At 73.1% G+C, this 26,715-nt stretch carries 23 protein-coding genes; 10 read left to right on the top strand and 13 right to left on the bottom strand.

Annotated elements, in window-relative coordinates; genetic code table 11:
* Positions 1-40: 40 nt before the first annotated feature.
* The 4 genes from AC060L_RS07115 to trxA form a co-directional block, all read right to left on the bottom strand.
* Positions 41-1,522 (bottom strand): hypothetical protein, encoded by a 1,482-nt coding sequence (locus AC060L_RS07115; protein ID WP_483797675.1) that lies wholly within the window; start codon positions 1,520-1,522, stop codon positions 41-43.
* A complete protein-coding gene (locus tag AC060L_RS07110) occupies positions 1,519-2,241 on the bottom strand; it encodes a DUF6114 domain-containing protein (protein WP_483797674.1) in 723 nt (240 codons plus the stop codon). The genes AC060L_RS07115 and AC060L_RS07110 overlap by 4 nt, the downstream gene beginning before the upstream one ends.
* 175 nt (positions 2,242-2,416) lie before the next feature.
* Positions 2,417-3,067, bottom strand: a complete 651-nt coding sequence (locus tag AC060L_RS07105) for a DUF6230 family protein (RefSeq protein ID WP_483797673.1) — start codon at positions 3,065-3,067, stop codon at positions 2,417-2,419.
* A gap of 681 nt (positions 3,068-3,748) precedes the next feature.
* Positions 3,749-4,729 carry a thioredoxin gene (gene trxA, locus AC060L_RS07100; RefSeq protein ID WP_483797672.1) on the bottom strand — a complete coding sequence of 327 codons (981 nt, stop codon included), beginning with the start codon at positions 4,727-4,729 and terminating at the stop codon, positions 3,749-3,751.
* A gap of 418 nt (positions 4,730-5,147) precedes the next feature.
* On the opposite strand from trxA, the gene AC060L_RS07095 reads away from it, so the two are divergent.
* Entirely contained in the window at positions 5,148-5,777 is a 630-nt protein-coding gene (locus AC060L_RS07095) for a TetR/AcrR family transcriptional regulator (RefSeq protein ID WP_483797671.1), read from the top strand.
* A gap of 56 nt (positions 5,778-5,833) precedes the next feature.
* On the opposite strand, the gene icmA is transcribed toward AC060L_RS07095, so the two are convergent.
* The 4 genes from icmA to AC060L_RS07075 form a co-directional block, all read right to left on the bottom strand.
* Complete coding sequence (gene icmA / locus AC060L_RS07090; protein WP_483797670.1) at positions 5,834-7,519, bottom strand: coenzyme B12-dependent isobutyryl-CoA mutase large subunit; 1,686 nt, start codon at positions 7,517-7,519, stop codon at positions 5,834-5,836.
* 187 nt (positions 7,520-7,706) lie between these two features.
* Positions 7,707-8,045, bottom strand: a complete 339-nt coding sequence (locus AC060L_RS07085) for a DUF3817 domain-containing protein (RefSeq protein WP_483797669.1) — start codon at positions 8,043-8,045, stop codon at positions 7,707-7,709.
* Between the two features lie 61 nt (positions 8,046-8,106).
* Positions 8,107-8,631: a MarR family winged helix-turn-helix transcriptional regulator gene (locus tag AC060L_RS07080; protein ID WP_483797668.1), complete on the bottom strand. Its 525-nt coding sequence runs from the start codon at positions 8,629-8,631 to the stop codon at positions 8,107-8,109.
* Positions 8,632-8,713: 82 nt separating this feature from the next.
* Positions 8,714-9,025, bottom strand: a complete 312-nt coding sequence (locus AC060L_RS07075) for a DUF3817 domain-containing protein (protein ID WP_483797667.1) — start codon at positions 9,023-9,025, stop codon at positions 8,714-8,716.
* Between the two features lie 223 nt (positions 9,026-9,248).
* Here AC060L_RS07075 and AC060L_RS07070 point away from each other — a divergent pair, with 223 nt between their 5' ends.
* On the top strand, positions 9,249-10,025 hold the full coding sequence (locus AC060L_RS07070) for a DUF2127 domain-containing protein (RefSeq protein ID WP_483797666.1): 777 nt from the start codon (positions 9,249-9,251) through the stop codon (positions 10,023-10,025).
* 68 nt (positions 10,026-10,093) lie between these two features.
* Positions 10,094-10,648 (top strand): MarR family winged helix-turn-helix transcriptional regulator, encoded by a 555-nt coding sequence (locus AC060L_RS07065; RefSeq protein ID WP_483797665.1) that lies wholly within the window; start codon positions 10,094-10,096, stop codon positions 10,646-10,648.
* 31 nt (positions 10,649-10,679) lie between these two features.
* On the opposite strand, the gene meaB is transcribed toward AC060L_RS07065, so the two are convergent.
* Together meaB and AC060L_RS07055 are read right to left on the bottom strand one after the other, a co-directional pair.
* Positions 10,680-11,639, bottom strand: coding sequence for a methylmalonyl Co-A mutase-associated GTPase MeaB (gene meaB / locus AC060L_RS07060; protein WP_483797664.1), 960 nt, complete (start codon positions 11,637-11,639; stop codon positions 10,680-10,682).
* Between the two features lie 70 nt (positions 11,640-11,709).
* On the bottom strand, positions 11,710-12,915 hold the full coding sequence (locus AC060L_RS07055) for an acetyl-CoA C-acetyltransferase (protein WP_483797663.1): 1,206 nt from the start codon (positions 12,913-12,915) through the stop codon (positions 11,710-11,712).
* 212 nt (positions 12,916-13,127) lie between these two features.
* On the opposite strand from AC060L_RS07055, the gene mce reads away from it, so the two are divergent.
* The 3 genes from mce to AC060L_RS07040 all read left to right on the top strand — a co-directional run bounded on the left by mce (position 13,128) and on the right by AC060L_RS07040 (position 19,634).
* Positions 13,128-13,589, top strand: a complete 462-nt coding sequence (gene mce, locus AC060L_RS07050; protein ID WP_483797662.1) for a methylmalonyl-CoA epimerase — start codon at positions 13,128-13,130, stop codon at positions 13,587-13,589.
* 367 nt (positions 13,590-13,956) lie between these two features.
* Entirely contained in the window at positions 13,957-18,597 is a 4,641-nt protein-coding gene (locus AC060L_RS07045; protein WP_483797661.1) for a hypothetical protein, read from the top strand.
* A gap of 107 nt (positions 18,598-18,704) precedes the next feature.
* Positions 18,705-19,634, top strand: coding sequence for a cellulose-binding protein (locus tag AC060L_RS07040; protein ID WP_483797660.1), 930 nt, complete (start codon positions 18,705-18,707; stop codon positions 19,632-19,634).
* Positions 19,635-19,816: 182 nt separating this feature from the next.
* Here the strand turns inward: AC060L_RS07040 and AC060L_RS07035 are convergent, their stop codons facing one another.
* Entirely contained in the window at positions 19,817-20,593 is a 777-nt protein-coding gene (locus AC060L_RS07035; protein WP_483797659.1) for an alpha/beta fold hydrolase, read from the bottom strand.
* Positions 20,594-20,708: 115 nt separating this feature from the next.
* Between AC060L_RS07035 and AC060L_RS07030 the strand changes: the two genes are divergently transcribed.
* Both AC060L_RS07030 and AC060L_RS07025 read left to right on the top strand, forming a co-directional pair.
* A complete protein-coding gene (locus tag AC060L_RS07030; RefSeq protein WP_483797658.1) occupies positions 20,709-21,755 on the top strand; it encodes an ABC transporter ATP-binding protein in 1,047 nt (348 codons plus the stop codon).
* A 1-nt stretch (position 21,756) separates the two neighbouring features.
* Entirely contained in the window at positions 21,757-22,575 is an 819-nt protein-coding gene (locus AC060L_RS07025; protein WP_483797657.1) for an ABC transporter permease, read from the top strand.
* 19 nt (positions 22,576-22,594) lie between these two features.
* Here AC060L_RS07025 and AC060L_RS07020 read toward each other — a convergent pair whose 3' ends face one another.
* On the bottom strand, positions 22,595-22,915 hold the full coding sequence (locus tag AC060L_RS07020; RefSeq protein WP_483797656.1) for an ATP/GTP-binding protein: 321 nt from the start codon (positions 22,913-22,915) through the stop codon (positions 22,595-22,597).
* 385 nt (positions 22,916-23,300) lie between these two features.
* Between AC060L_RS07020 and AC060L_RS07015 the strand changes: the two genes are divergently transcribed.
* Positions 23,301-24,503, top strand: a complete 1,203-nt coding sequence (locus tag AC060L_RS07015; RefSeq protein WP_483797758.1) for an LLM class flavin-dependent oxidoreductase — start codon at positions 23,301-23,303, stop codon at positions 24,501-24,503.
* Between the two features lie 116 nt (positions 24,504-24,619).
* Here AC060L_RS07015 and AC060L_RS07010 read toward each other — a convergent pair whose 3' ends face one another.
* On the bottom strand, positions 24,620-25,012 hold the full coding sequence (locus AC060L_RS07010; protein ID WP_483797655.1) for an SCO5389 family protein: 393 nt from the start codon (positions 25,010-25,012) through the stop codon (positions 24,620-24,622).
* A 744-nt stretch (positions 25,013-25,756) separates the two neighbouring features.
* Here AC060L_RS07010 and nucS point away from each other — a divergent pair.
* On the top strand, positions 25,757-26,416 hold the full coding sequence (nucS, locus tag AC060L_RS07005) for an endonuclease NucS (protein ID WP_483797654.1): 660 nt from the start codon (positions 25,757-25,759) through the stop codon (positions 26,414-26,416).
* The last annotated feature ends 299 nt before the right edge of the window (positions 26,417-26,715 follow it).

Genomic DNA, 26,715 nt, shown 5'->3' with positions numbered 1-26,715 from the left:
GCGACGGGGGCCCTCGTGCGTACTCTTCCGGAACGGTCGGTCAGCCGCCGTACGGGAGGTCGTCGTTGTACATGCGCATGCCCGGGATGGTCAGCGTGCCGCCGAACTGGCCGGCCTGCACGGCCGTGGCGCCGGTCATCGTCATGTCGATCGGGATGATGTCGACCGCGCCGATCAGGTTGAAGAGCCAGGTCGGCAGCGTGTCGGGAGTGATCGTGATGTTGCCGAGCGGCGGCAGCGGGATCCCGTAGAGCGCCGAGAGCTCGCCGCTCATGCTCTCCACGTACATCGTGATCGGGCCCTGGCGCATGGTCGAGGTGCTGCCCGGCGCACCCTTCACGTGGAAGGTCTTGGCGGGCGAGTTGCCGACCGCGGTGTTCTCGATGGTCGACATGTCGAGATCGCCGATGTCCACCGAGCTGACGGTGAACTTCAGCACCCGCTTCGTGGTGGTCGGGGTGTGCACCTCGTAGACGCCGCCGAAGATCGCGCCGTAGAGCGCGAGCTTGCTGGAGTGCAGCGTCCAGTTCTGGTCCGGCACCACCTGGCCGTCGCTGCCGGCGGCCGCCACCGCGCTGGTGTCCACCGGGCAGAGCGGGCGGGTGTCGCCGTTCGCGAGCGCCTTGGCCTCGGCCGAAGGCGCGGCGGCCCCGGTGGGTGCGGCCGGGCTGGGCGTGGCGGTGCCGGGCGTGGCGGTGGCGGTGGCGGTCCCGGACGGCGCGGCGGACGGCGTGGCACCCGAGGCGGCGCTCGGCCCGCTGCTCGCGCTCGGGGCGGGCGTGGCCGGCGTGGACGGCGCGGCGGCGGACGGCGTGGCCGCACCCGCTGCGCCGCTCGGCCCGGCCGCAGGAGCGGCGGGGGCGGTCGGGGACGGCGTGGTGGCGCCAGGGGCCGCTGACGGCCCGTTGGCGGGCGTCGTGGCGGGCGTGGCCGGCGTGGTGGCGCTCGGCACCACCGGTGCGCCGATCCGGGGCGCGGCGGCGCGCTGCGCCGGGGCCGCCGGAGCGGGCGCCGACGGGCTGCTCGGCGAGGTGCTCGGCGTGCTCGCGCCGGCGCCGGCGCCGGTCGGGCCGAAGAGCCCGGAGACGCCGTTGATGATGTCGCCGATCAGGCCCTGGTTCTGGCTGCCGTCCGGCTGGATCGCGGCCGCCTGCACGATCCGGCTGGTGACCGTGCTCGGCGTGCTGTTCGGCGTGAGGAACGCGGCGCTGACGGCGTTGCCCGGGTTGGTGGCGTCGGCCTTGGTGGCCGGTGCGGGCAGCGGGGTGAGCTGGCTCTTGGGCACCGGGGTGATCGTGACCGGCCCGTCCTGGCTCGTGCAGGAGGTGCCCGCCGTGCCGGCCGCGCTCGCCATGCCGGGCGTGACGCTGCTGCTCACCAGCAGCGCGGTGGGGACGGCGGCGATGGCCAGCAGCTTGGCGCGGTTGCGGCCGCTCACCCGGGGCGCGGCGTGCCGCGGACCGTCGGTGCGGCGCCGCTCGGGCTGCGCGGGCTGGGCCGGCTGGGCGTCCCGCCCGGTCACCGCTCGTCTCCCGCCGGCTGGGCACTGCCCGTCTCGGTGGCGGGCGCGGCGCCCTGCCCGGGCAGCGTGGCCTCGGGCAGCGTGGCGAACTGCGCCCCGTCGGCCTGCTCGGCGACACCGTGCTCGTCGGGCGCGGCGCCCTGCCCGGGCAGCGTGGCCTCGGGCAGCGTGGCGAACTGCGCCCCGTCGGCCTGCTCGGCGACACCGTGCTCGTCGGGCGCGCCACCCTCGGCGGCCTCGCGCGCGGCCCAGTTCTGCGCGAACTGCTCGGGCAGCACGACCGCCTTGGCCTCCAGCGCGGCCACCTCCTCGGGCTTCAGCGGTGCCCAGGCGCAGAGCATGCCGCCCGCGATCAGGCCCAGCACCAGGCCCATCAGGAACCCGCCGAGGTTGGAGACCGGGATCGAGATCAGGGTCAGGATGGTGACCGCGATGCCGCAGAAGATCCGCGTCATCGGCTGGAACCAGGCGGCGAAGCCGAGCACGATCATCAGCAGGCCGATGATCAGCGAGCCGGCGCCGGCCGTGGTCGCCATCGCGACGGTCAGCGTGCCCAGGGTCAGGTGCGCATACGGGAAGTACAGGATCGGCAGACCCGCCATCATGGCCAGGAGGCCGCCCCAGAACGGCCGGCTGCGGCGCCAGGCACGGAACCTCAGCCACAGCCGGGGGGATGGCTCGGCACCCTCGGGCAGGACCGGGGCAGTTGCGGTGGTCACGATGGAACTCCTCGATGATCTGTCCGAGGGGGGAAAGCCGCGGTGTGCGGCCAGGGGACGGCCCGTATGCGCCGCCCCCTGGCCGCCGGGGCCGGGGTGGTCCCCCGGCCGCCGGTTTCCGTTCCGTCAGCTACTGCCGGGCCGCTCAGTGGCCCGGCGGAGCGTCAGGGACGGATCAGTAGCACTCGACGCCCGCGCCGGAGCCCTGCTTGATGTTCAGCTGCAGGCCGTTCAGCGCGAAGGTGCCCGCCGAGGTCGCCCACGCGGTCTGCTGGACGTTGCTCAGGTCGGCCGAGCTGGCGGACTGGGCGAAGCCGGTCGCACCGGTCGGCAGGCCGCCGCCACGGGCGTCCTTCCAGCCCTGGACGGCCGTGCCCTTGAGGGTCGAGGCGTCCTGGCCGATGTTGATGTTGTTGAACGTCGCGTTGGCGTTCAACTGGTTCAGGTCGATCAGCAGGTTGCTGGCCTGGACCTGCTTGGTCGGGTCGGCCGACTGACCGGCGTTCAGCACCAGGGTCCACTTGCCGAGCGGGCCGAGGTCGGTGACCACGGACTGGCACAGGTTGTGGATCGTGGCGGTGTCGAAGGCGGAGACGGCGACCACGTGCGGGGCGCCGTTGGCCTCGACGTCGACCGAGCCGAACTGCGCGAAGTTGGTGCCGTGCAGCGTGTCGGTGGTGACCTTGAAGCTCTGGCCCGAAACGCTGAACGAGGCGGCCAGTGCGCTCTGCGCGATGCCGACGCCGATGGCGCTGGTGGCGATGACGCTCGGCACCATCACGAGGGCGAAGCGCTTCCAGCGGGTCTTGCCATAAGTCTGGGACATGAGTGTCCTCCTTGTCGGACGTACATCTCCGGCGGGTCCGACAGGCGGATCCCGTCCTGGGATGGGAGAAGAGCTACGTCCTCGGTAGCTAGAGCGCCGCCGCCGGACAGGCCGGACGACGGGCGATCACCCCCGAGCGACAACCAACGGACGCGCGGGGCCGCGCGGCCGAGACGAGGACAGGAACCGCTGTGGGAAGCGGACACCCCCCTGCCCTCTCAACCGCCGAACTGCTTCGGCGGTCACCCGGTGGGGATCCCGCACCGCACATGTCCGGCAGACTGCCGACAGATGAAGTGAGGGACCGGGCGGTGCCGATCGTGCTGGAATCCCGGCCGAAGCACAAGAGGTGCCTTACTGACGGGTAATCCAATATTGCGGCTCGGCGATCATGATCTGATCATGACATCAGCTCAGAGTGACGAAACCCGGGCTTCGCACCGGCGAAATCTGCAGGAAACAGGAAGGAAACACCCGCGCGCGGTCACCTGAGGTGATCGCGCGCGGGTGTTGTCAAGATTTGATAAACCTGTGTGCTTCAGCCTGAATGTCGCCTTATCGCCGACGACACCGCAGGTCACCCACCGTGCCAACGGTCAGCCACCGACAGCATCCCTGACGCCGCGACAGCGCCCGCCGGAACAGGCCCCGTCAGAACAGGCTCCGTCAGGACAAGCCGCGTCAGAACAAGACGCGGGCCAGCGCCGTACGAGCCGCGATCACCCGCGGGTCCTCCGGGCCGATCACCTCGAACAGCTCCAGCAGCCGCAGCCGCGCGGTGTCCCGGTCCGCGCCCGCGGTCCGGGCGACAGTGTCCACCAGGCGCCCGAAGGCGTCCTCGACGTGACCGCCCACCAGATCCAGGTCGGCGGCGTCCAGCTGGGCCGGAACGCTCTTCGGATCGGCCGCGGCGGCGGACCGCACGGCCTGCGGGTCCAGCGCCTCGACCCGGCGCAGCAACTGCGCCTGGGCCAGGCCGAGCTGGGCCTCGGTGTTGCCCGGCTGGTCGGCCAGCACGTTCTCGTAGGCCTGGATCGCGCCGCCCAGGTCGCCGCGGTCCAGCGCGTCGTGCGCGGCCGACAGCGCCGGGTCCTCGGGGCGCTGCGCGGCGGCCGGGGCCTCGCCGGCCGGCCGGCCGGAGCCGCCGACGATGCCGAAGCGCTGTTCGGCGACGGTGATCAGCTGGTCGATGATCTTGCGGACGTTGGCCTCGTTCTCGGCGCCCTGGAAGAGCGGCACCAGCTGGCCGGCGACCACGGCCATCACGGCCGGGATGCCCTGGATGCCGAACTCCTGGGCGAGGCCCTGGTTGGCGTCCACGTCGATCTTGGCGAGCACGATCCGGCCGGCGTACTCCTCGGCCAGGCGCTCCAGGATCGGGCTGAGCTGCTTGCACGGGCCACACCACTCGGCCCAGAAGTCGATGACCACCGGGACCTCGGTGGAGCGCTGGACCACCTCGGCCTCGAAGGTGGCCTCGGTGACGTCGAGGACGAGGACCTGGGCGGTCTCGATGCCGTCGTCGCCGTCGGCCACCTGGCGGGCGCGTTCGGCGCGGGCCTGCTCGGCCTTCTGCGCGGCCTCACCGGCCGCCTTCACCGCGGCGAGGTCCACCACACCGCGCGGGATGGAGCTGTTCAGATGCGTGTTCCGTGGCTGCATGGCACCATCCTCCCCCGTTCGCGCCCGCGCCGGGCGCCATCCGCCGGGAAAGTCCACTTCGGACCGGAGCCCGGCGGGAGCCGTGCGGGGGCGGTCCCAGCCGCCCCCCGGTAGTCGCTGTCGCTGCGACGCGGATCCCCACCCGCGTCCCGCGCCGAACCCCTCCCACAGGGCCGGCGCGTGGTTGCCGCTCTATTCGCTACTGGTCGTAGCGTATCTGCCACCGACCCCGGTGGCGCAAGCCCGCATCGGCCCGCCGGGACGTGATGTGCCCCACTTCCCGGCGCGGTCCGCCGCCGGGCACTCAGACCCGGAGGCGACACTCGGGCCTGCCGTCAGCCTTTCCGTGTCGCCGTTCTCTCGGTACGGTGGCCATCCCCACCCAAGCTACTCACCAGTACAGACGCAAGGAGGCCCGGTGGCCGCCACCGAGCAGCCGGCCCCCGCCCGCGCGAAGGGACGCCCGCGCAGCGCCGCCGCCGACACCGCGATCCTCGACGCCACCCGCGCCGCCCTCGCCGAACTCGGCTGGGGCGGGCTCACCATGGGCCATGTCGCGGTCCGGGCCGGAGTCGCCAAGACCACTCTCTACCGCCGCTGGCCGTCCAAGAACGAGCTGGTGGTGGACGCCGTGGCCAGCCTCTTCGACGAACTGGAGGTCATCGGCCAGGGCAGCCTGCAGGCCGACATCGAGGACGTGGTCACCCAGTTCGCCACCCTGCTGGCCCGCCCGGAGAGCCAGGCCGCGCTCCTCGCGCTGTTCGCCGAGGGCAGCCGCGACCCGCAACTGCGGCAGCGGATCCGCGAGCACATCGTCGATCCGCAGAAGCGGCTGGTGCACCAGGGCCTGGCGCACGCCCGCGCCCGCGGCGAGCTGGCCGGCAGCGTCGAACCGGTGCTGGACGACGAGGAGATCGACATCATCTTCGACACCATCGCCGGCGCGGTGGAGCACCGGATGCTGGTGATCGGCGAGCCGATCACCCCGGAGTGGATCCGCCGCTTCACCGACCTGCTGCTCAACCCGGGCCTCTACCGAGGCTGCTGACACGCGAGAGCCGCCGGGCGGGAATCCCGCCCGGCGGCTCTATGCCTGGCCCCTGCTCAGAAGCCGGCCGGCTCCCGGTACACGCCCCACTCGGCGCGCAGCGCGTCGCAGATCTCGCCCAGCGTCGCCTCGGCCCGCACGGCGTCGAGCATCGGCGGGATCATGTTCACCCCGTCGCGCGCGGCGGCGAGCATCGCGTCCAGCCCGGCCCGCACCGCGGCCTCGTCGCGCCCGGCCTTGCGCGCGCCCAGCACCCGGACCTGCTCGCGCTCCACCTCGTGGCTGACCCGCAGGATCTCCAGCTCGGGGGTGACGGACTTCGGGAAGCAGTTGACGCCGACCACCCGCTTGTCGCCCTTCTCCACCGCCCGCTGGTACTGGAACGCCGCCTCGGCGCTCTCGCCGGTGAAGTAGCCCTCCTCGATGCCGCGCAGGATGCCGGCCGTCATCGGGCCGATCTCGTGGTCCGGCGAGCCCTTCGCGAGGATCTTCGCGAAGATCTCCTCGGCCTGCGCCTCGATCCGGTCGGTCAGCGCCTCGACGTACCAGGAACCGCCCAGCGGGTCGGCCACGTTGGCGACGCCGGTCTCCTCCATCAGCACCTGCTGGGTGCGCAGCGCGATCTCGGCGGCCTGCTCGGACGGCAGCGCGAGCGTCTCGTCCAGCGCGTTGGTGTGCAGCGAGTTGGTGCCGCCGAGCACCGCGGAGAGCGCCTCGACGGCGGTGCGCACCACGTTGTTGTACGGCTGCTGCGCGGTCAGCGAGACGCCGGCGGTCTGCGTGTGGAAGCGCAGCCACTGCGCCTTGTCCGTCTTCGCGCCGTAGGCGTCGCGCAGCCAGCGGGCCCAGATCCGGCGGGCCGCGCGGAACTTGGCGATCTCCTCGAAGAAGTCCAGGTGCGCGTCGAAGAAGAACGACAGGCCGGGCGCGAAGACGTCCACGTCCAGGCCGCGGGACAGGCCCAGCTCGACGTAGGCGAAGCCGTCGGCGAGCGTGTAGGCGAGCTCCTGCGCGGCCGTCGCACCGGCCTCGCGGATGTGGTAGCCGGAGACCGAGAGCGGCTTGTAGGCGGGGATGCCCTCGGCGCAGTACTCCATCAGGTCGCCGATCAGGCGCAGGTGCGGCTCGGGGGCGAAGAGCCACTCCTTCTGCGCGATGTACTCCTTGAAGATGTCGGTCTGCAGCGTGCCGTTGAGCACCGCCGGATCGACGCCCTGGCGCTCGGCGGCCACCAGGTACATGCAGAAGATCGGGATGGCCGGGCCGCTGATCGTCATCGAGGTGGTGACGTCGCCGAGCGGGATGTCCTTGAACAGGACCTCCATGTCGGCGGCCGAGTCGATCGCGACGCCGCAGTGGCCGACCTCGCCGAGCGAGCGGGCGTCGTCCGAGTCGTAACCCATCAGGGTCGGCATGTCGAAGGCGACCGAGAGGCCGCCGCCGCCGGCCTCCAGGATCATCCGGTAGCGCTCGTTGGTCTGCTCGGCGTTGCCGAAGCCGGCGAACTGGCGGATCGTCCAGGTCCGGCCGCGGTAGCCGGTCGGGTGCAGGCCGCGGGTGTACGGGTACTCGCCCGGCCAGCCGATCCGCTCGAAGCCCTCGTACGCCTGCCCCGGCGCCGGGCCGTAGACCGGCTCCACCTCGTCGCCCGAGAGCGTGGTGAAGTCGGCGTCACGCTTGCGGGCCTTGTCGTACCGCTGCTGCCAGCGCTGCCTGCCGCGCTCGATCTCCTCGGCGTCCATGACGCTCAGCTCCCGGGTAGATGGTAGGACGTCCTAGCAATTTACTCGGACGTCCTACTACTTGTCGACGGCGACCCGGCGAAGTCCGGTGAATTCCGGCGGAAGCCTTTGGCCCGGGAGACGCGAAAGGCCCCCGCCGCGGGGCGGGGGCCTTTCGGGAGCCGTCAGCTCAGGCTGCGCGTGCTGCTCAGGCGCCGACCGGCTGCCGCGCGGGCGCGGTCGCGGTGGCCTCGGCGGCCTCGCGGACCACCCGGCGCTCGGCGATGAACGAGGCGAACGGGATGCAGCCCGCGGCCAGCGTGAAGAGCAGCCGGCCCATCGGCCACTTGAGCTTCTGGCCGAGCAGGAAGGTCACCACGAAGTAGCCGATGTACAGGTAGCCGTGCAGCATCGCCACGTACATGGTGGCGTCCTTGGCGGCGCCGAAGCCGTACTTCGCGATCATGAAACCGCAGAAGATCAGCAGCGCGCAGCCGGTGGCGATGGCCAGGGCGCGGTACCAGGCCAGCAGGGGGGTGGGCTTCATGTTCGGCAGCTTTCGCTTGGGTTGTGGGGGCGTTCGGCTCGTCCGAGCGTAACCGCCGATGTCAGGTGATCTGCTCCGGGGGCTCGGCGAAATCCCCGGCCGCCATCCGCAGCGGCCTGAGCAGCTCGAACACCTGCCGGCACTGCTCGTCGTCGTACGACTCGAGGCCGAACTCGATCGCCATCAGCTCGCGGGTGGCCTGCTCGACCACGGTGCGGCCGCGCTCGGTGATCGCGGCCAGGACGCCCCGGCCGTCCATCGGGTTGGCCCGCCGGGAGACCAGGCCGGCCGCCTCCAGCCGGACCACCGTGTTGGTCACGCTGGTCGGGTGGACCATCAGCCGCTCGCCGATCTTGGAGAGCGACAGCTCGCCGGTCCGGCTGAAGGTCAGCAGCACCAGCGCCTCGTAGCGGGCGAAGGTCAGTCCGTACGGCTTGACCACCGCGTCCACTCTGGCCAGCAGGATCTGGTGGGCGCGCATCACCGAGGTGATCGCCGCCATCGACGGCACCGCGCCCCAGCGGCGGGCCCAGAGTTCGTCGGCGCGGGCAATCGGGTCGAAGTCGAGTGCGAGAGGTTTGGCCACGCTGTCACCGTACCGGCGCGCCACCGGGCGACCGGCGGAAAGCCCGCATCGTGGACCGCGGGCCCGGACGGGCCCTGGCGGCTCAGGCGGTGGCCGGAGCGAGCTCGCCGCGCTCCTCCTTGGCCAGCATCCGCTCGGCGAAGAAGCCGCCGGTCGGCAGCACCGAGAGGACCAGCAGCAGCAGCGCGCGCTTGGCGTCCCAGCCCTGCTTCTGCCAGGCCAGGCCCCAGAACGCGACGTAGGCGATGAAGAGCATGCCGTGGACCATGCCCATCACCGGCACGCCGTTGAAGCTGGTGGTCCGCTTCAGCACCGAGCAGACGAGCAGGAGTATGAAGGACAGGCCCTCGGGGCCGGAGACGAGGCGCAGGCGGTGGGCAGCGCTGTTCTTCATGGCGGGGTACCTCACGGGAGACGGGGGCTTCGCTTGTGAACGGCCGCACAAGCGCCTGCCCATTATGAGCAGACTCTGTTCGGCCGCCTCCCCCAGGGCCCCCTCGGGTGCCCGAAGTCACACGCCGCCGCGCCGTCCGCCCAGTTCACCGACGGTGCCCCCTCGCTATCCTGGCGCCGCGCGGCCCGCACCGAAGGCCCGCGGAGCAACGGGGGAACAGCAGATGTTCGGACGGGACTGGGACCGCAGGACCTGCGCCAAGCGCGGCCACACCACCTACGCGCCGACCGAGCCGGAACTGCGGCAGCGGCTGCACGCGGCCACCGCGGTCGGCGACGCCTGGCGCTGCCTGCGCTGCGGCGACTTCGCGCTCGGCGAGCCGCACGGCAGCGGGCCGGCCGCCGAGGCGCCACTGGTGCCGCGCGGCAAGGCGCTGCGCGACCTGTTCGTGCTGCGCTTCCTGGCCGTCGAGCGGGTGCTGCGTGCGGTGCTGGGCATCCTGGCCGCCTGGGCGGTGTGGAAGTTCTCCAACAGCCAGGACGCGCTGCACCAGCTCTTCGACAAGGACCTCACGACGCTGCGCCCGGTGGCCGACCACTTCCACTGGGACCTCGAACACGCCTCGGTGATCGACACGATCCGCAAGACCTTCGACTACAAGCACAGCACGCTGCTGTACGTCGCCGCCGGCGTGCTCGTCTACTCGCTGATCGAGCTCGTCGAGGGCGTGGGCCTGTGGCTGAACCGGCGCTGGGCCGAGTACCTCGCGGTGATCGCGACCGCCGCGTTCCTGCCGCTGGAGGGCATGGAGCTGACCCACCACGTGAGCGGCTTCAAGGTGGCCACGCTGGCGCTGAACGTCGCGGCGGTGCTCTGGATCCTGCTCTCCAAGCGGCTCTTCGGCCTGCGCGGGGGCCATGCCGCGTTCGAGGCGCAGCGCCACTCGGCCTCGCTGCTGGAGGTCGAGCAGGCGACCGGGCGGCTGGCGGCGGGCGTCTGAGCCCGGCCGGCCCGGCGAGCGATCAATAAACTTGTAGAATATTGAACAATACCGGGTATCATTCTTCTATGGACACGCACGCCACCGAGCCGACCGAGGCCCCGGGGCCCACCCCGGCAGCAGCCCCGGCAGCGCCGGCCCCCGCCGAGCCGGCCGCCGGCGACACCCCCTGGCTGAACGCCCGGGAGCAGCGGCTGTGGCGCGCCCACCTGGAGGTCAGCAAGCTGCTGGAGTACCAGCTGGGGCGTGAGCTGGCGCAGCACGAACTGGCCATCAACGACTACGAGATCCTGGTCGTGCTCTCCGAGTCGCCGAACCGGCGGATGCGGATGACCGACCTGGCCACCGCGACCCTGCAGTCGAAGAGCCGGCTCTCGCACCAGATCACCCGGATGGAGAGCGCCGGCCTGGTGCTCCGTCAGGAGTGTCCGGGCGACCGCCGCGGCCTCTACGCCAACCTCACCGAGCTCGGCTGGGAGACCATGCAGCGGGTCGCACCGGACCACGTCCGCAGCGTCCGGGCGCACTTCATCGACCGGTTCGACCAGGACCAGCTCGACGCGATGTACGAGGCGCTCGCGCCGATCGCCGAGCACCTGCGCGCACTGCGCGGCCGGGCCTGAGCCGTACTGCCGCCCAGGCCCCGGACAGGCCCTACCGGCCGTCGGTCAGCCCGGCGACCAGCTCGTCGGCCGCGCCGTACGGGTCCAGCCGGCCGGCCGCCACCTGCTCGGCCAGCGCGTCGAGGTGCCGGTCGCCACGCAGGTCGCCGATCCGCGCGCGCAGCGCGGCCAGCGCGATCGCCTCGATCTCCTGAGCCGCCCGGCGCCGCCGACGGGCCGTCAGCTCGCCGTGCTCCTCCAGCCAGGCGCGGTGCTTCTCCAGCGCCTCGACGACCTCGTCCACACCTTCGCCGCGGGCCGCCACCGTCTTGACGATCGGCGGGCGCCAGTCCCCCGGCTCACGGGCCTCGCCGAGGCTGAGCATGTGGCTCAGCTCCCGGGCGGTCGCGTCCGCGCCGTCCCGGTCGGCCTTGTTGACGACGAAGACGTCGCCGATCTCCAGGATGCCCGCCTTCGCGGCCTGGATCCCGTCGCCCATCCCCGGCGCCAGCAGCACCACCGTGGTGTCCGCCTGCGCGGCCACCTCGACCTCGGACTGGCCGACGCCGACCGTCTCGACCAGGATCACGTCGCAGCCGGCCGCGTCCAGCACCCGCAGCGCCTGCGGCGCCGCCCAGGAGAGCCCGCCGAGGTGCCCGCGGGTGGCCATCGAGCGGATGAAGACGTCCGGGTCGGTCGCGTGGTCCTGCATCCGCACCCGGTCGCCGAGCAGCGCGCCGCCGGAGAACGGCGAGGACGGGTCCACCGCGAGCACCCCGACCCGCTTGCCGAGCCGCCGGTAGGCGGAGACCAGCGCCGAGGTGCTGGTCGACTTGCCGACACCGGGCGAACCGGTCAGCCCCACGGTGTACGCGTGGCCGGTGTGCGGCGCCAGCGCCGCCATCGCCTCGCGCAGCTCGGGCGCGGCGTTCTCGACCAGCGAGATCAGCCGGGCCACCGCACGCGGGCGCCCCGCGCGGGCCTGTTCGACCAGGGTGGGCACATCGATCACGGCTACTCCGTCTCCACGGTCAGGGCCGGCGACCCCCGTCGGGGTCGCCGGCCCGTCTGAAAAGGGGGTGTCAGGCCTTCGGCACCCGGACGATCAGGGCGTCGCCCTGGCCGCCGCCGCCGCACAGCGCGGCCGCGCCGACGCCGCCGCCGCGGCGCTGCAGCTCCAGCGCCAGGTGCAGCACCACGCGCGCGCCGGACATCCCGATCGGGTGGCCGAGCGCGATCGCGCCGCCGTTGACGTTGACCTTCTCGGCCGTGACGCCGAGGTCCAGCATCGACTGGTGGGCGACCGCCGCGAACGCCTCGTTGATCTCGATCAGGTCGAGGTCCTCGACCGCGATGCCCTCCTTCGCGACCGCGTGCTTGATCGCGTTGGACGGCTGCGACTGCAGCGAGTTGTCCGGGCCGGCCACGTTGCCGTGCGCGCCGATCTCGGCGATCCAGCTCAGGCCCAGCTCCTCGGCCTTGGCCTTGCTCATCACGACCACCGCGGCGGCGCCGTCGGAGATCTGCGAGGAGGTGCCGGCGGTGATCGTGCCGTCCTTGGTGAAGGCCGGGCGCAGCTTGGCCAGACCCTCGACCGTGGTCTCGGCGCGGATGCCCTCGTCCTGGCTGAACAGCACCGGGTCGCCCTTGCGCTGCGGGATCTCGACCGGCACGATCTCGGCGTCGAAGACGCCGTTCTTCTGCGCGGCGGCGGCCCGCTGGTGCGAGCGGGCGGCGATCTCGTCCTGCACCTCGCGGCCGATGCCGAGGCGGGTGTTGTGCTTCTCGGTGGACTCACCCATCGGGATGTTCTCGTAGGCGTCGGTCAGGCCGTCGTAGGCCATCGCGTCGAGCATCTCGATCGAGCCGTACTTGAAGCCCTCGCGGGACTTCGGCAGCAGGTGCGGCGCGTTGGTCATCGACTCCTGGCCACCGGCGACCACGATGTCGAACTCGCCGGCGCGGATCAGCTGGTCGGCCAGCGCGATCGCGTCCAGGCCGGACAGGCAGACCTTGTTGATGGTCAGCGCCGGGACGTTCATCGGGATGCCGGCCTTGACGGCGGCCTGGCGGGCCGGGATCTGGCCGGCGCCGGCGGTCAGCACCTGCCCCATGATCACGTACTGCACCTGGTCGCCGGTCACCCCGGCCCGCGTCAGGGCCTCCTTGATGGCGAACGCGCCCAGTTCGGCGCCGGAGAATCCCTTCAGCGAGCCGAGCAGCCGGCCCATCGGGGTGCGGGCGCCCGCAACGATCACGGACGTTGTAGCGGTGGAAGCGGAAGACATCGGAAACGAGCCCCTTCGCGCGTCTTGGCCAGCGAGTCCCGCCGACGGTGTGGCACGGCGACAGGGCCCGGGGAGAGGGATGCAGCTCAATGTACTGACCCGTAACCCGGGCGTCACCGGAGCAACGGTGTGATCAGGCTCGCACGTGACCCGGTGGCGCGGCACCCTCTCTCTGCGCTGCACTGGTCCGACCCACCCTCAGGAGGCCCACTGTGTTGACCAGGATCGACCACATCGGAATCGCCTGCTTCGACCTCGACAAGACCGTCGAGTTCTACCGTGCCACGTACGGCTTCGAGGTGTTCCACAGCGAGGTGAACGAGGAGCAGGGCGTCCGCGAGGCGATGCTCAAGATCAACGACACCGGCGACGGCGGTGCCTCGTACCTCCAGCTGCTGGAGCCGACCCGCGAGGACTCCACGGTCGCCAAGTGGCTGGCCAAGAACGGCGAGGGCGTGCACCACATCGCCTTCGGCACCGCCGACGTGGACGGCGACGCCGCCGACATCAAGGCCAAGGGCGTCCGGGTGCTCTACGAGCAGCCGCGGATCGGCTCGATGGGCTCGCGGATCACGTTCCTGCACCCGAAGGACTGCGGCGGCGTGCTGACCGAGCTGGTCACCTCCGCCGAGCACCCCGCCGGCCACGCCGAGGACCACTCCGAGGCTCATTGACCAGCCGGTAACCTGGGCGACTGCCCACCTCGGCGGTTACAGTCGCGCCCCGGCCCACTACACTGCCCAGGGTCGCAGGGGAGTCCGTTTCATGGGCACGGCTGAACGGTCGCAGTTCGGATCTGTCACCATTCTCCATAGGCAAGAGTTCGCCCAGGAGTCCACCCGGTCGGCGTAGCGCGGTCCACCGCGCCCGCCCGGCCCGCGACTCCGACCGTGGCGGTCGTCCCCAGCGCCGGGGCCGTCCGAAGCCCAGCCCCCGTACGGGACTGGCCGCGGATGCAAGGACCAGCGCGGTCGGCCCCGTCCGGGGCCGGACCGGGCCGCGCGGTCGAGGACGCGACCAGGAGATGGATGGGACCGCGGAGTGCGGGGCAACGACCGCTACGAGGTTGATGATCACCTCTCCCAGTTCGAAGCCGAGATGGAGCGGCTTCGCAAGGAGCGGGACAAGACCGTCGAGCATGCCGAGGACCTCGCCTACCAGGTGGAGGTGCTCCGGGCCAAGCTGCACGAATCCCGTCGGCAGCTTGCGCAGCCGCGCGCCTTCGACGCCGTCTCCGGCCAGGCCGAACAGATCCTTCGCACCGCCGAGCTCCAGGCCCAGCAGCTGCGCGAGAACGCCGAGCGCCAGCTGCGCGAGTCGCAGGCCGCGACCCAGCGGCTGATGGCCGAGGCGGCCGAGCGCACCGCCCGGCTGGAGGCCGAGCTGGTCGCCCGCCGCCGCCAGCTGGAGGACGAACTCGTCGAGCTGCGCCGCGCCGCCGAGCAGCACGTCAACGAGAACGTCAACTGGGCCGAGCAGACCCGCGCGGGCACCGAGCAGGAGGCCCAGCGCCTGCTCCAGGAGGCCCGCGGCGAGGCCGACCGGCTGATGGCCGCCGCCCGCGCCGAGGCCACCGCCCTCTCCGACCAGGCCCGCGCGCAGACCGCCGCCGACGTGGACGCCGCCCGTGGCGAGGCCCAGGCCGCCGCCGAGGCCGCGCTGCTGCGCGCCCAGAGCGACGCCGAGCGCCTGCTGCGGGCCGCCAACGAGCAGGCCCAGCAGACCTCCCGCCAGGCCGAGGAGCTGCGCGGCAGCGCCGCCAACGAGGCCCAGCAGCAGCTGGCCGGCGCGCAGGCCGCCGCCGAGCAGCAGCTGGCCGCCGCCGAGGCCGAGATCAACCGGCTCAAGGAGCAGGCCGCCGACGACCAGCGGCAGGCCGAAGCCGCCGCCGGCCGGGCCCAGGCCGAGATCGAGCGGCTGCGCGAGCAGGCCGCCGCCGAGGCCGAGCGGGCCCGCCAGGAGGCCGCCGCGCTGCGCGAGCAGGCCGAGCGCGCCGCCGAGCAGCTGCAGGCCGACGCGGCCGCGTTCGCCGAGCAGAAGGTCGCCGACGGCGAGGCCGCCAGCGAGCAGCGCTCGCAGACCGCCAGGGCCGAGGTGGCCCGGATGGTCGCCAAGGCCAACCAGGAGGCCGACCGGGTCCGGCAGGAGGCCGAGCGGATCAAGTCCGAGGCCACCGAGCTGCTGACCCGGGCGCAGACGGTCCAGGCCGAGGCGGACGCCGCCATGGCCGCCGCCGACGACGAGAACGACCGGCTGCGCGCCGCCGCCGAGACGGTCGCCACCCAGCTGCGCTCCGAGGCCGAGGCCGCCATCGCCGAGCTGCGCGCGAGCACGCTCGCCGAGACGAGCGAGCTGCGCGCCCAGGCCGAGGCGGCCGCCGACGCGATCCGCACCGACGCCCGCGAGCAGGGCCGGGCCGAGGGCGCCAAGGACGCGACCGTCCACCTGGCCAAGGCGGCCAAGAGCGCCGAGGAGGCGCTGGCCCGGGCCGAGGAGGACGCCGAGGCCACCCGCGCCGAGGCCGCCGCCGAGGCCGAGCGGATCCGGGCGGGCGCCGCCGCGGAGGCCGAGCGGCTGCGCGCGCAGGCCGAGGCGGCCGTCGAGCAGGCGCAGAACGCCGCGCTGGACGACGCCGCGGGCATCCGCGCGCGGATGGAGCAGATGCAGGACGAGGCGGCCCGGCTGCGCGCCGAGGCCGAGGAGCTGCGCGCCCAGGCCGCCGCCGAGGCCGAGAAGGTGCGCGGCGAGGCGCGCCGGCAGGCCGTCGTCCAGATAGAGGAGTCCGCGAAGAGCGCGGAGGAACTGCTCACCAAGGCCAAGGGCGACTCCGACGAGCTGCGGGCCGGTGCACTCGCCGAGATCGAGCGCCAGCGCGCCGAGGCCAAGGAGCAGGCCCAGCAGACCCAGGCGCGGGCCGAGCAGACGCTCGCCCGGGCCCGCAGCGAGGCCGAGAAGCTGACGGCCGCCGCCGAGCAGCAGCACCGGGACGCGCTGGCCGCCGCGAAGGCCGCCGCCGCCGAGAACCGCGCGGCGACCGAGCGGGAGACCGCCGAGCTGCGCCGCGAGGCCGCCGACTACGACCAGCGGGTCCGGGCCGAGGCGCAGCGCGAGGCGAGTGCGCTGCAGGCTGAGGCCCAGGCCGCCGCCGAGGCCCGCGAGGCCCAGTCGCAGGCCGAGGCCGACCGGGTGCTCGCCGAGGCCGAGGCCACCGCGAACGCGCTGCGCGAGGAGGCCCGCCGGGCCGCCGAGGCGCAGGCCGCCGCACTGGCCCAGGAGCGCACCGAGACCTCCGAGCAGCTGGAAGCCGCCCGGCTCGCGCACGCCGAGGCGCAGGCCGCCGCGGCCGAGCTGACCGAACGGGCCGAGGCGCAGGCCGCCGAGCTCACCGAGCGGACGGCCGCGGAGACCACCGCGCTGACCGAGCGAACCGCCGCGCAGGCCGCCGAGCTCACCGAGCGGACGGCGGCCGAGACCGCCGCGCTGCGCGCCGAGACCGAGACCGAGGCCGCCCGGCTCACCGCCGACGCCGAGGCCGCCGCCCAGGCGCAGCGCGCCCAGGCCGCCGAGCAGCTGGAGCAGGCCACCGCGGCCGCCGAGGCCGCCCGCGCGGAGGCCGCCGCGCACGCGCAGAACGTGCTGATCGCGGCGCGGCAGGAGGCCGAGCGGGTCACCGCCGAGGCCGAGAACGCCGCCCAGGCACTGCGCACCGAGACCGAGCAGGCCACCCGGCAGGCCCGCGCCGAGGCCGAGAGCGCCGCCGAGACGCTGCGCGGCGACGCCGAGACCGAGAGCGCCGCACTGCGGGCCGGGGCCGAGGCCGAGGCCGCCCGGGTCACCGCCGAGGCCGAGAACGCCGCCCAGGCGCTGCGCACCGAGGCCGCCGAGGCGCTGGAGCGGGCCCGGCTGGAGGCCGGCGACACCACCGCCACCGCGACCGCGCAGGCCGCCGAGCTGGTCTCCGCCGCCGAGGACGAGGCCGCGAGCGTCCGCCAGTCGGTGGCCGGCCTGCACGAGTCCGCCGCCCAGCAGGTCGCCGATCTGGTCGAGCGCACCGAGCGGGAGACCGCCGAGCAGCGCGAGCAGACCGGCCGCGAGCTGGCCGAGCAGCGCGCCCAGGCCGAGCAGGCCGCCGCCGCGCTGCGCACCGAGGGCGAGGAGTACCGGGACCGGCTGAAGGTCGAGGCCGAGGCGTACAGCGCCCAGGTCCGCACCGACGCCGACGCCTACGACAACGAGCTGCGCGCCGACGCCGAGCAGTACGCGGCGACCCTGCGCGCCGACGCCGAGGCCGAGGCCGCCCGGGTCACCACCGAGGCCGGCGAGTACGACGCCGCGCTGCGCGCCGAGGCGGACAACCGCCTCGCCGAGGCCCAGGAGGACGCGCACCGGCTGCGCAGCGACGCCCAGGCGCAGGGTCGCCAGACGGTGGCCGAGGCCGAGGAGCGGGCAGCCGCGCTGGCCGCCGACGCCGAGCAGTACGCCGCCCGGATCCGCACCGAGGCCGACGAGTTCGCCGCCGCCACCCGCACGCTCGCCGAGGAGTACGAGACCGACACCCGCACCCGGGCCGACGCCTACGACCGCGGCACCCGCGAGCAGGCCGAGCAGTACGACGCGGCGACCAGGGCGCAGGCCACCTCGGTGCTGGAGAAGGCGTTCGCGGACGCCGAGTCGCTCGGCGACGAGGCCCAGAGCACCGCGCTGGCCACCACCGCCGCGGCCGAGGAGCAGGCCGACGCGATGGTCGCCGCCGCCCGCAAGGAGGCCGACCGGCTGGTCGCCGCCGGCGAGGCGGCCGGCCAGGCCGAGGTCGAGCGGGCCCGCGCCGACGCCGACGCGCTGCTCTCCGAGGCCCGCCGGGACGCCACCGCGATCCGCGACCGCGCCGAGGAGCTGCGCGAGCGCACCGACGCGGAGATCGAGGCGCTGCACGAGCGGGCCCGCAAGGAGAACGCGCAGGCCATGAAGTCGGCCGGCGAGCGGGTCGACGCGCTGGTGACGGCGGCTCAGGAGCAGCTCACCGAGGCCGAGGACCAGGCGGTCGCGACCGTCGCCGAGGCCGAGGAGCGGGCGGCCTCGCTGGTCGCCGCCGCCGAGGAGCGCGCCGCCGAGCTCACCTCGGAGGCGTCCGCGGAGGCCAGCAAGGTCCGGATCGCCGCCGTCCGCAAGGCCGAGGGCCTGCTGAAGGAGGCCGAGCAGAAGCTGGCCGACTCCAGCGCCAAGGCCGAGCAGCAGAGCAGCGAGGCCGAGGCCCGGCTGAAGGCGGCTCAGGACGAGGCCGAGGAGCAGATCGAGGCCGCGGCCACCGAAGCGGCCAAGCGACTGCGGGCCGCCGAGGAGAGCGCGGCCGAGCAGCTGCGGCTCGCCGAGGAGGAGGCGGACCGGGTCCAGGAGACCGCCCGCGCCGACGCCCAGCGGGTGACCGACGAGGGCCGGCGCGAGCTGGACGAACTGGTCCGCCGGCGCAAGGACATCAACACCGAGATTTCGCGCGTGCAGGACGTGCTGTCGGCGCTGGAGGCCTTCGAGGCTCCGTCACCGGTCCAGCAGGCCGCGGCGCGTGAGTCGTCCGGCTCGTCGGGCGGCAAGAACAGCGGGGCCAACGGGGGATCAAAGGCGGGCGCAGGAGTGGGCGCCCCCCGATCGGGTGGCGGCAGGTCCACGGGGACACCACCCGATTGAGCGGACATTGTCCGTCCGCCATAGGTTTTTAACCTACGACACTCCGGTAACGTGTCAGGATTCCCTCAACCTCATCAGCGGTTTGACGACAGGAAGCCCAGAACCCCATGAGCGACAGTCACTCCCCTCACGGCTTCGACCTGGTGCGCCGTGGGTACGAGCGCGCCCAGGTGGACGAACGGATCACCAAGCTGGTGGCCGACCGTGACAGCGCGCTGACCCGGATCAGCGCGCTGGAGAAGCGCATCGAGGAGCTCCACCTGGAGACCCAGAGCGCCCAGGCGGCGGTGACCGAGGCTGAGCCCTCGTACGCCGGTCTCGGTGCCCGGGTCGAGAAGATCCTGCGTCTGGCCGAGGAGGAGGCGAAGGACCTGCGCGAGGAGGCGCACCGCGCCGCCGAGCAGCACCGCGAGCTGGCCGAGGCCGCCGCCCAGCAGGTCCGTTCCGAGGCGGAGAACTACGCCAAGGACCGCAAGGCGAAGGCCGAGGACGAGGGCCTGCGGATCGTCGACAAGGCGAAGAGCGACAGCTCCCAGCTGCGCGCCGAGGCCAACAAGGACGCCCAGAACAAGCGTGAGGAGGCGGACGCCCTCTTCGAGGAGACCCGCACCAAGGCCGCCCAGGCCGCGCTGGAGTTCGAGACCAACCTGGCCAAGCGCCGGGAGCAGTCCGAGCGCGACCTGGCGGCCCGTCAGGCCAAGGCCGAGAAGCGTCTGGCCGAGATCGAGCACCGGGCCGAGCAGCTGCGCCTGGAGGCCGAGAAGCTGCGCACCGACGCCGAGCGCCGGGCCCGCCAGACGGTGGAGACCGCCCAGCGCCAGTCCGAGGACATCGTCGCGGACGCCAACGCCAAGGCCGACCGGATCCGCAGCGAGTCCGAGCGCGAGCTGGCCGCTCTGACCAACCGCCGCGACTCGATCAACGCCCAGCTCACCAACGTGCGCGAGATGCTCGCCACGCTGACCGGCGCGGCGGTGGCGGCGGCTTCGCTGCCGACCGACGACGCGCTGGGCGTTCCGGCGCAGCAGTCGCGCTGACGGAGCGCCACGGGCTTCCCGGGCTCCGCTGAACGGCCGCCGGCCCCCGCCTTCGGGCGGGGGCCGGCGGCCGTTTCACGCACTCCCCCGGTGCGGACCAGCCCGGTGTGCCGGCGTGAACGCACCCGGCGCATTCGCCCACAGGGGGCGCGCGCCGCCACACGCACTCCGACCCGCGCCGGTCACCCCGCCTTGCGCAGCAGCCCCTGCACCGCCGCGTTGAACGCCGCCGGCGCCTCCAGCGCGCTGAGGTGCCCGACGCTCGCGATCACCGTCAGGTCGGCGGCCGGCAGCGCCGCCACCATCGCCCGGGCGTCCGCCACCGGCGTCAGCCCGTCGTGCTCGCCGACCACCACCGCGACCGGCACCCGCAGCCCGGCCAGCGTCTCGAACGAGTCGGGCCGCGCCGCCATCGCGCGCTGCGCCCAGGCCACCGCCGAGGGCGCCGCGGACGCGATCATCGCCCGCACCTCGGCCACCAGCTCCGGCGCCGGGTCCGGGCCGAGCAGCGTGCTCTCCATCTTCTCCTCGGCGAGCAGCGCCACGCTCTCCCTGGCCTCCACCGCGGCCGCGATCCGCTCCCGGTTGGCGAGCGCCGCCGGCGTGTCCGCACTCGCCCTGGTGTTCGCGAGCAACAGCCCGGCCAGCCGGTCGGGGTGGCGGCGGGCGAAGGCCAGCGCCAGGTAGCCACCCATCGAGAGCCCGCCGAGGACCACGCGCTCCTCCCCCACCTCGTCCAGCAGGCGGGCCACGTCGTCGGCCCAGAGGTCCAGCGAGGGCTCACCGACCGGGGACGGCGAGCCGCCGAAGCCGCGCAGGTCGGGCGCGATGACCCGGGCACCACCGAGCGCGCCGTCGAGCTGCGCCCGCCACATCGCGGAGCTGAGGGGGAAGGCGTGCAGCAGCACCAGCGGCGTACCGCTGCCGGTCTCGCGCACGGAGAGGGAGAGTTCGGTCATGGCGCCCACCGTAGGGGGCGTACCAAAGAGGCGCACAATGCGGGCCACCCGGTGCTACTTGTCATAGCCTGACAGGGATTGACCGATCGAGAGCGGCCACGTTCCGGGAGCGGCGATGATCGAACTGCACGAACTGACCAAGCGCTACGGCGACAAGACCGCGGTGGACGGACTGACCTTCCAGGTCCCGCAGGGAGTGGTGACCGGCTTCCTCGGACCGAACGGCGCCGGCAAGTCGACGACGATGCGGATGATCCTCGACCTGGACCACCCGACCAGTGGCCGGGTCACCATCGACGGCAAGCGCTACGAGCAGCTTGCCGAGCCGCTCAGATACATCGGCGCGCTACTGGAGGCACAGGCCGTGCACCCGGGGCGGACGGCGTACAACCACCTGCTCTGGCAGGCCCAGGCCAACCGGATCCCGGTCGGCCGAGTGGACGAGGTGCTGGCGCTGGTCGGCCTCACCGAGGTCGCCCGCAAGCGGGCCCGCGGCTTCTCGCTCGGCATGGGCCAGCGGCTCGGCATCGCCTCCGCGCTGCTCGGCGACCCGGAGATCCTGATGTTCGACGAGCCGGTCAACGGGCTCGACCCCGAGGGCATCCTGTGGATCCGCAACCTGATGAAGCGACTGGCCGCCGAGGGGCGGACGGTCTTCGTCTCCTCGCACCTGATGAGCGAGATGGCGCTGACCGCCGACCACCTGGTCGTGATCGGCAAGGGCCGGCTGCTCGCCGACCTGCCGATGGCCGAGTTCATCGCGCAGAACTCGCGCTCCTCGGTGCGCCTGCGCACCCCGCAGCCGGAACAGCTGCTGGACGCGCTCGCCGGCCAGCCGCTGCCCGTGGAGCCGGGACCTGACGGCTCGTACGAGGTGGTCGGCGGCGATCCCGCCGCGCTCGGCGAGCTGGCCGCCGCGCACGGCGTCACGCTGCACGAGCTGAGCCCGCAGCGGGCCTCGCTGGAGGAGGCGTTCATGCAGATGACCGCCGACTCGGTGGAGTACCACGCGGGCATCGACGGCGCCGGCACCGACGCGGCCGGCGCCGCGCTGTTCGGCGCCGCACCGGACAGCCCGACCCTCGCCTGGGGCGCGGACTGGCAGCAGACGGGCAGGAAGCAGTCGTCCAAGCGGTCCAAGCAGCAGAAGGGCGCGAACTGAGATGGCAGACACGACGGCGATCGGGGCCCGCACGGCCCGGGCCTCCCAGGGGGCCGCGCCCTTCACCGCGATCCTGAGCTCCGAGTGGACGAAGATCCGCAGCGTCCGCTCCACCATGTGGACGCTGCTGCTGACCTTCGTGGTCACCGCCGGGCTCGGCGCGCTGATCTCGCTGCTCACCAAGAACAACTTCGCCGACTTCACCAAGAACGAGAAGGCGCCCTTCGACGCGACCGCGACCAGCTTCGCCGGCATCGGGCTCGGCGAGATCTCGATGATCGTCTTCGGCGTGCTGGCTATCGGCAACGAGTACAGCAGCCGGATGATCCGCCTCTCGCTGGCCGCCGTCCCGCAGCGCGTCAGGCTGCTGACCGCGAAGTCCGTGGTGATCGGCGTGCTGGCGCTGATCACCTCGCTGATCACCGCGTTCGTGACGTTCTTCCTCGGCCAGGCGCTGCTCGGGAGCCACCACACCACGCTCGGCTCGGACGGCGTGCTGCGCGCGGTGTTCGGCGCGGCGGTCTACCTGATGCTGCTCTGCCTCTTCTCGGCCGGCGTCACCGCGATGCTGCACAACCAGACGCTGGCGCTCGGCGTGCTGGTGCCGTTCTTCTTCCTGCTGTCGCCGATCCTGTCGGCGGTGCCCAAGGTGAAGAACGTCGCGCACTACTTCCCCGACTACGCCGGGCGCCAGATGCTGACGGTCTTCCAGGCGCCGGGCGAGCCGTACGGCTGGCTGGCCGGGTTCTTCCTCTGCGCCGCCTGGACCCTGGCCGCGCTGGTCGGCGGCGCCATCGTGCTGAAGGCCAGGGACGCCTGACCGGCCGGCTCGACCCGACCTAGTACTTCGGGGCGCCGCGGCCGCGCTGGACGGCCGAGCCGCGGCGCTCCCGCGCGTTCCAGCAGGCCCGGTGCCAGTGCCGCCGGTCGTCCACCCCGGCGCCGTACGAGGGCCAGGCCACCACGTGTCCGACGCCCGCCGGGATCTCCTGGTCGCAGCCCGGGCAGCGGTACTGCCGGCCGGCCGAGCCGGCCACGGTCTGAACCACCCACTCCTCACCGCGGAACGTTTCGCTGCGGCGCAGCGAACCGCCCAGCGGGGCCGGCTGCTCGGAGGCCCGATCGGCGTTGCTGCTGATCCGGTTGCGGCGGGGAGACACGGTGATCACCTTTCGGTGGGGGCGCGATTGCTCTCCGAACAGACTAAGGGTCCGGATCCGACGGCCCGGGGCGAAGGCCGGGAACGAGCCCGGCCGGGGGTCCGGAACAGTCTGTAACAGGGTCCGGGACGAGGTCCGGAACGACCCGGTATCCCCTATCACGTGGCTGGTGTGACGCGCGGGATTATCCGGAATTTCCACCCGATCCCAGGGGAAATCGGCCGATCCGGGTGCCTATGGCACATGACATGGGTTACTCACGAGGGAACAGCGGCGGCGCCCCGTCCGGCCCGCGCGCGCCCAAGGAGGACTTCCCGTGACCAAGACCAGTGCCGACGCCGACGTGCTGGACGGCGCCGACACCGCGCCCGAGGACGCCCGGCCGATGCCTGCGGTGGAGGTGGAGCGCGGTGGCGGCCATCCGGCGGCGCAGGACACCGTCCGGGTCGGCGCCTTCCTGCTCTCCGCCCAGTTCCCCGGCCAGAGCCACTCCCAGGCGCTGGACCGCACGGTGGCCGCCACCCTGGCCGCCGAGCGGGCCGGGCTGGATGCGGTGTGGCTGGCCGAGCACCACTTCGTGCCGTACGGGGTCTGCCCGAACGCGGTCACGCTCGCCGCGCTGCTGCTCGGCCGGACGAAGCGGATCCAGCTCGGCACCGCCGTCAGCGTGCTCTCCACGACGCACCCGGTGGCGCTCGGCGAGCAGGCCGCGCTGCTGCACCTGACGGCCGGCGGGCGGTTCACCCTGGGGGTCGGGCGCGGCGGCCCGTGGATCGACCTGACCGTCTTCGGCGACGGCGTGGCCGCCTACGAGGAGGGCTTCGCCGAGCGGCTCGACCTGTTGCTGCGCTGGCTGCGCGGCTCGCGGGTGCGGGCGGACGGGCCGCAGTTCAGCTTCCCCGAGGTCGCAGTGGTGCCGCGGGCCGTCGAGCCGTCCCGGCTGAGCGGGGAGGAGCTGGCCGACTGGCTCGGCCTGCAGAGCGAGCCGGCGCTGCGGTTCCCGCGGCAGCGGACCGACGGGCAGCTTGCCGCGGGCGCCGGGGGTGGGACCGGTGCGGCCGCCGGGCCGCCGGTGGTGGTCGCCTGCACCTCACCCGCCAGTGTTCGACTGGCGGCCGAGCGCGGACTGCCGATGCTGCTCGGGATGCACTCCGGCGACGAGGACAAGCAGCAGATGCTGGCCGCCTACCGGAGCGCCTGGCGGGCCACCGGGCGGGGCGAGGAGCAGCTGCTCCGGGTCGAGCGCGAGCACGTGGCCGCCGGGGTGGCACAGGTCGAGGACCGCTCCCCCGCCGCGCGCGCCACGCTGCTGCGGGCGATGCCCGGCTGGTTCGAGTACGGCCTCGGCGCCCACCGCACGGTGGACGGGCGGGAGCGCAAGATGCGCGACCCGTACGCGTACACCGAGCTGCTCTGCGACCTGCACGCGGTCGGCACCCCGCGGCAGTGCGCGGACCGGCTGCTGGCCACCGCCGAGCGGACCGGGATCCGGCGCTTCGCACTGCTCGCCGAGGGCTCCGGCGACCACGAGGCCACCATGCAGAACATCGCCCGGCTCGGCGCCGAGGTGCTGCCCCAGCTCGGCTGAGGTGCCGTCCCGGCTCGGCCGAGGTCGCCGGTACGGCTCGGCCGGGCATCGAGGCCATCGCGGCCAGTCGGTGGACCCCGCCCGCTGCTCACACACGGGGTCCACCGACTGACGGGTCAACAGTCCCGGAGCTCGGCCGACTGGTTCAGCAACTGGGCCCGGACCGAGGTGAAGCGCCGGTAGCGCTCCTCGGTGTCCGTCGCGGGCCCGAAGACCGCCACCCGGTGGCAGTTCTGGAAAGCCAGCCTGACCCCGAAGTGCCGCTGCAGGGCCCCGCGGATCGCGTCGCTCGCCATGGCGCGCAACAGCTGACCGCGCTCCTGCTCGCTGGGCGGCGGGACGTGGTTGTCCGCGAAGCCGGTGCCGTCGACGCCCATCTGGGCGACGAGCGAACTGATCAGGTCCCACGCATAGGGCAGGGACGTACGGACGCAGTCGACGAACTCCCGCTCGTCGACCTCGCCTCGCTCGGCCTTCTCCAGGAGGGCCGGTGAGACGTCGAGCGACATGGGTTCTCCTCTCGCGGTCCACCCGCGCACCTCACGCGAGTGGTTGGTGCCGTGGTGCGTTTGGTGCGGTTGGTGCCGTTTTGTTCCACTGATGGTGATGGCGGTGCCACTGCTGTGTGGTGCCGCTTGTCGGTGCTACGGCTCGTTGCCAGAGATCGCTGGTGCTGCTCGCTGGTACTGCCGGCTCGTGCTGCTCGCTGGTTCCGTTGCTCGTTCTCGCCGTCGCGCGTGGTGCCGGCATCTGCGCTGCCCTGGCCGGGCGGGCGACGGCCTCGACCAGATTGGCAGGCTAGACGCGACAAAACTCGCGATTACCGCAATTCACGTCGAAAATCTCGACACCGCGGCCGTTCCGGCCAGCTTGGCCGGAACGGCCGTATCGACCGGATCCCGTCGGACCCGCCATGTCCACACTCCGTCCCCGTTGGCTACGCGGGCGTCCGAGGACGTCACCCAACGTAGCGGCCTGTGCGCGCAGGCGCCAGACTGCGGAAGCCTCGGGCTCCCGGCTTCCCATGGTTCGCCTCCTTCATCTCCCCGGTACACCCCTGGTACGGACTCGCTTCAATTGGCCCTGCGCAGGCCGGTGAGCCGACCGCGCGTCTCGGCGGGAGGCCCCAGAGCGCCGGGATTCCCGGGGCTCGGCGCGCGCCGGTCGAACGCCTTGACGCACAGAGCGTCCACACTGTTTCACTTTCCGTGGCCGCGTCAGGGCCCGCCCCGGGAACGCCTAGGCTTGCCCCCATGCGTCTTGTCATCGCCCGTTGCTCTGTCGACTACGCCGGTCGGCTCTCCGCCCACCTGCCCTCCGCCACCCGGTTGATCCTGGTCAAGGCCGACGGGAGCGTGAGCATCCATGCCGACGACCGTGCCTACAAGCCGCTCAACTGGATGTCCCCGCCGTGCAGCCTCAAGGAGGCCGACGGCTCGTGGACGGTCGAGAACAAGGCCGGCGAGAAGCTGATCATCACGCTGGAGGAGGTCCTCCACGACTCCTCACACGAACTCGGCGTGGACCCCGGCCTGATCAAGGACGGCGTCGAGGCCCACCTGCAGGAACTCCTCGCCGACCGGATGGAGGTGCTCGGCACCGGCTGGTCGCTGGTCCGCCGCGAGTACCCCACCGCGATCGGCCCGGTGGACATCCTGTGCCGCGACGCGAACGGCGGCACGGTCGCCGTCGAGATCAAGCGCCGCGGCGAGATCGACGGCGTCGAGCAGCTGACCCGCTACCTCGAACTGCTCAACCGCGACCCGCTGCTCGCCCCGGTGAAGGGCATCTTCGCCGCCCAGGAGATCAAGCCCCAGGCCCGCGTGCTGGCCACCGACCGCGGCATCGACTGCGTGGTGCTGGACTACGACGCCCTGCGCGGGATCGACGACGACAAGCTGAAGCTCTTCTGATCGACGGGCCGAGAGGCGGGCCCGGGGGCCCCGGTCAGGGGCCAGCTGGGCCCTGGCCGGCCGGTCGTGCCGGGTGCGCGACGCCGGGCATCCGCCCCCGAGCCTTCGGCCGGGGGAACCGCGCGCTGATCCGACAAGATCCACCGGGCGGGCCCTGGGCGCCTCCCGGGAGCACACGGGCGCTTGCGCGGACGGCGAGCGCCCGTGCGGGTGCCACGGGCTCCTGGAGCGCGGCTGGGGCATTGCCACCGCGCTCGAACCCCGAAGCGCGCCCCGACCCGCACCCCGTGACAGCACCA

This window comes from Kitasatospora sp. NEAU-69, assembly GCF_057158765.1.
The sequence above is the reverse complement of the archived record's forward strand: the minus strand, read 5'-3'. Positions and strand labels throughout refer to the sequence as shown.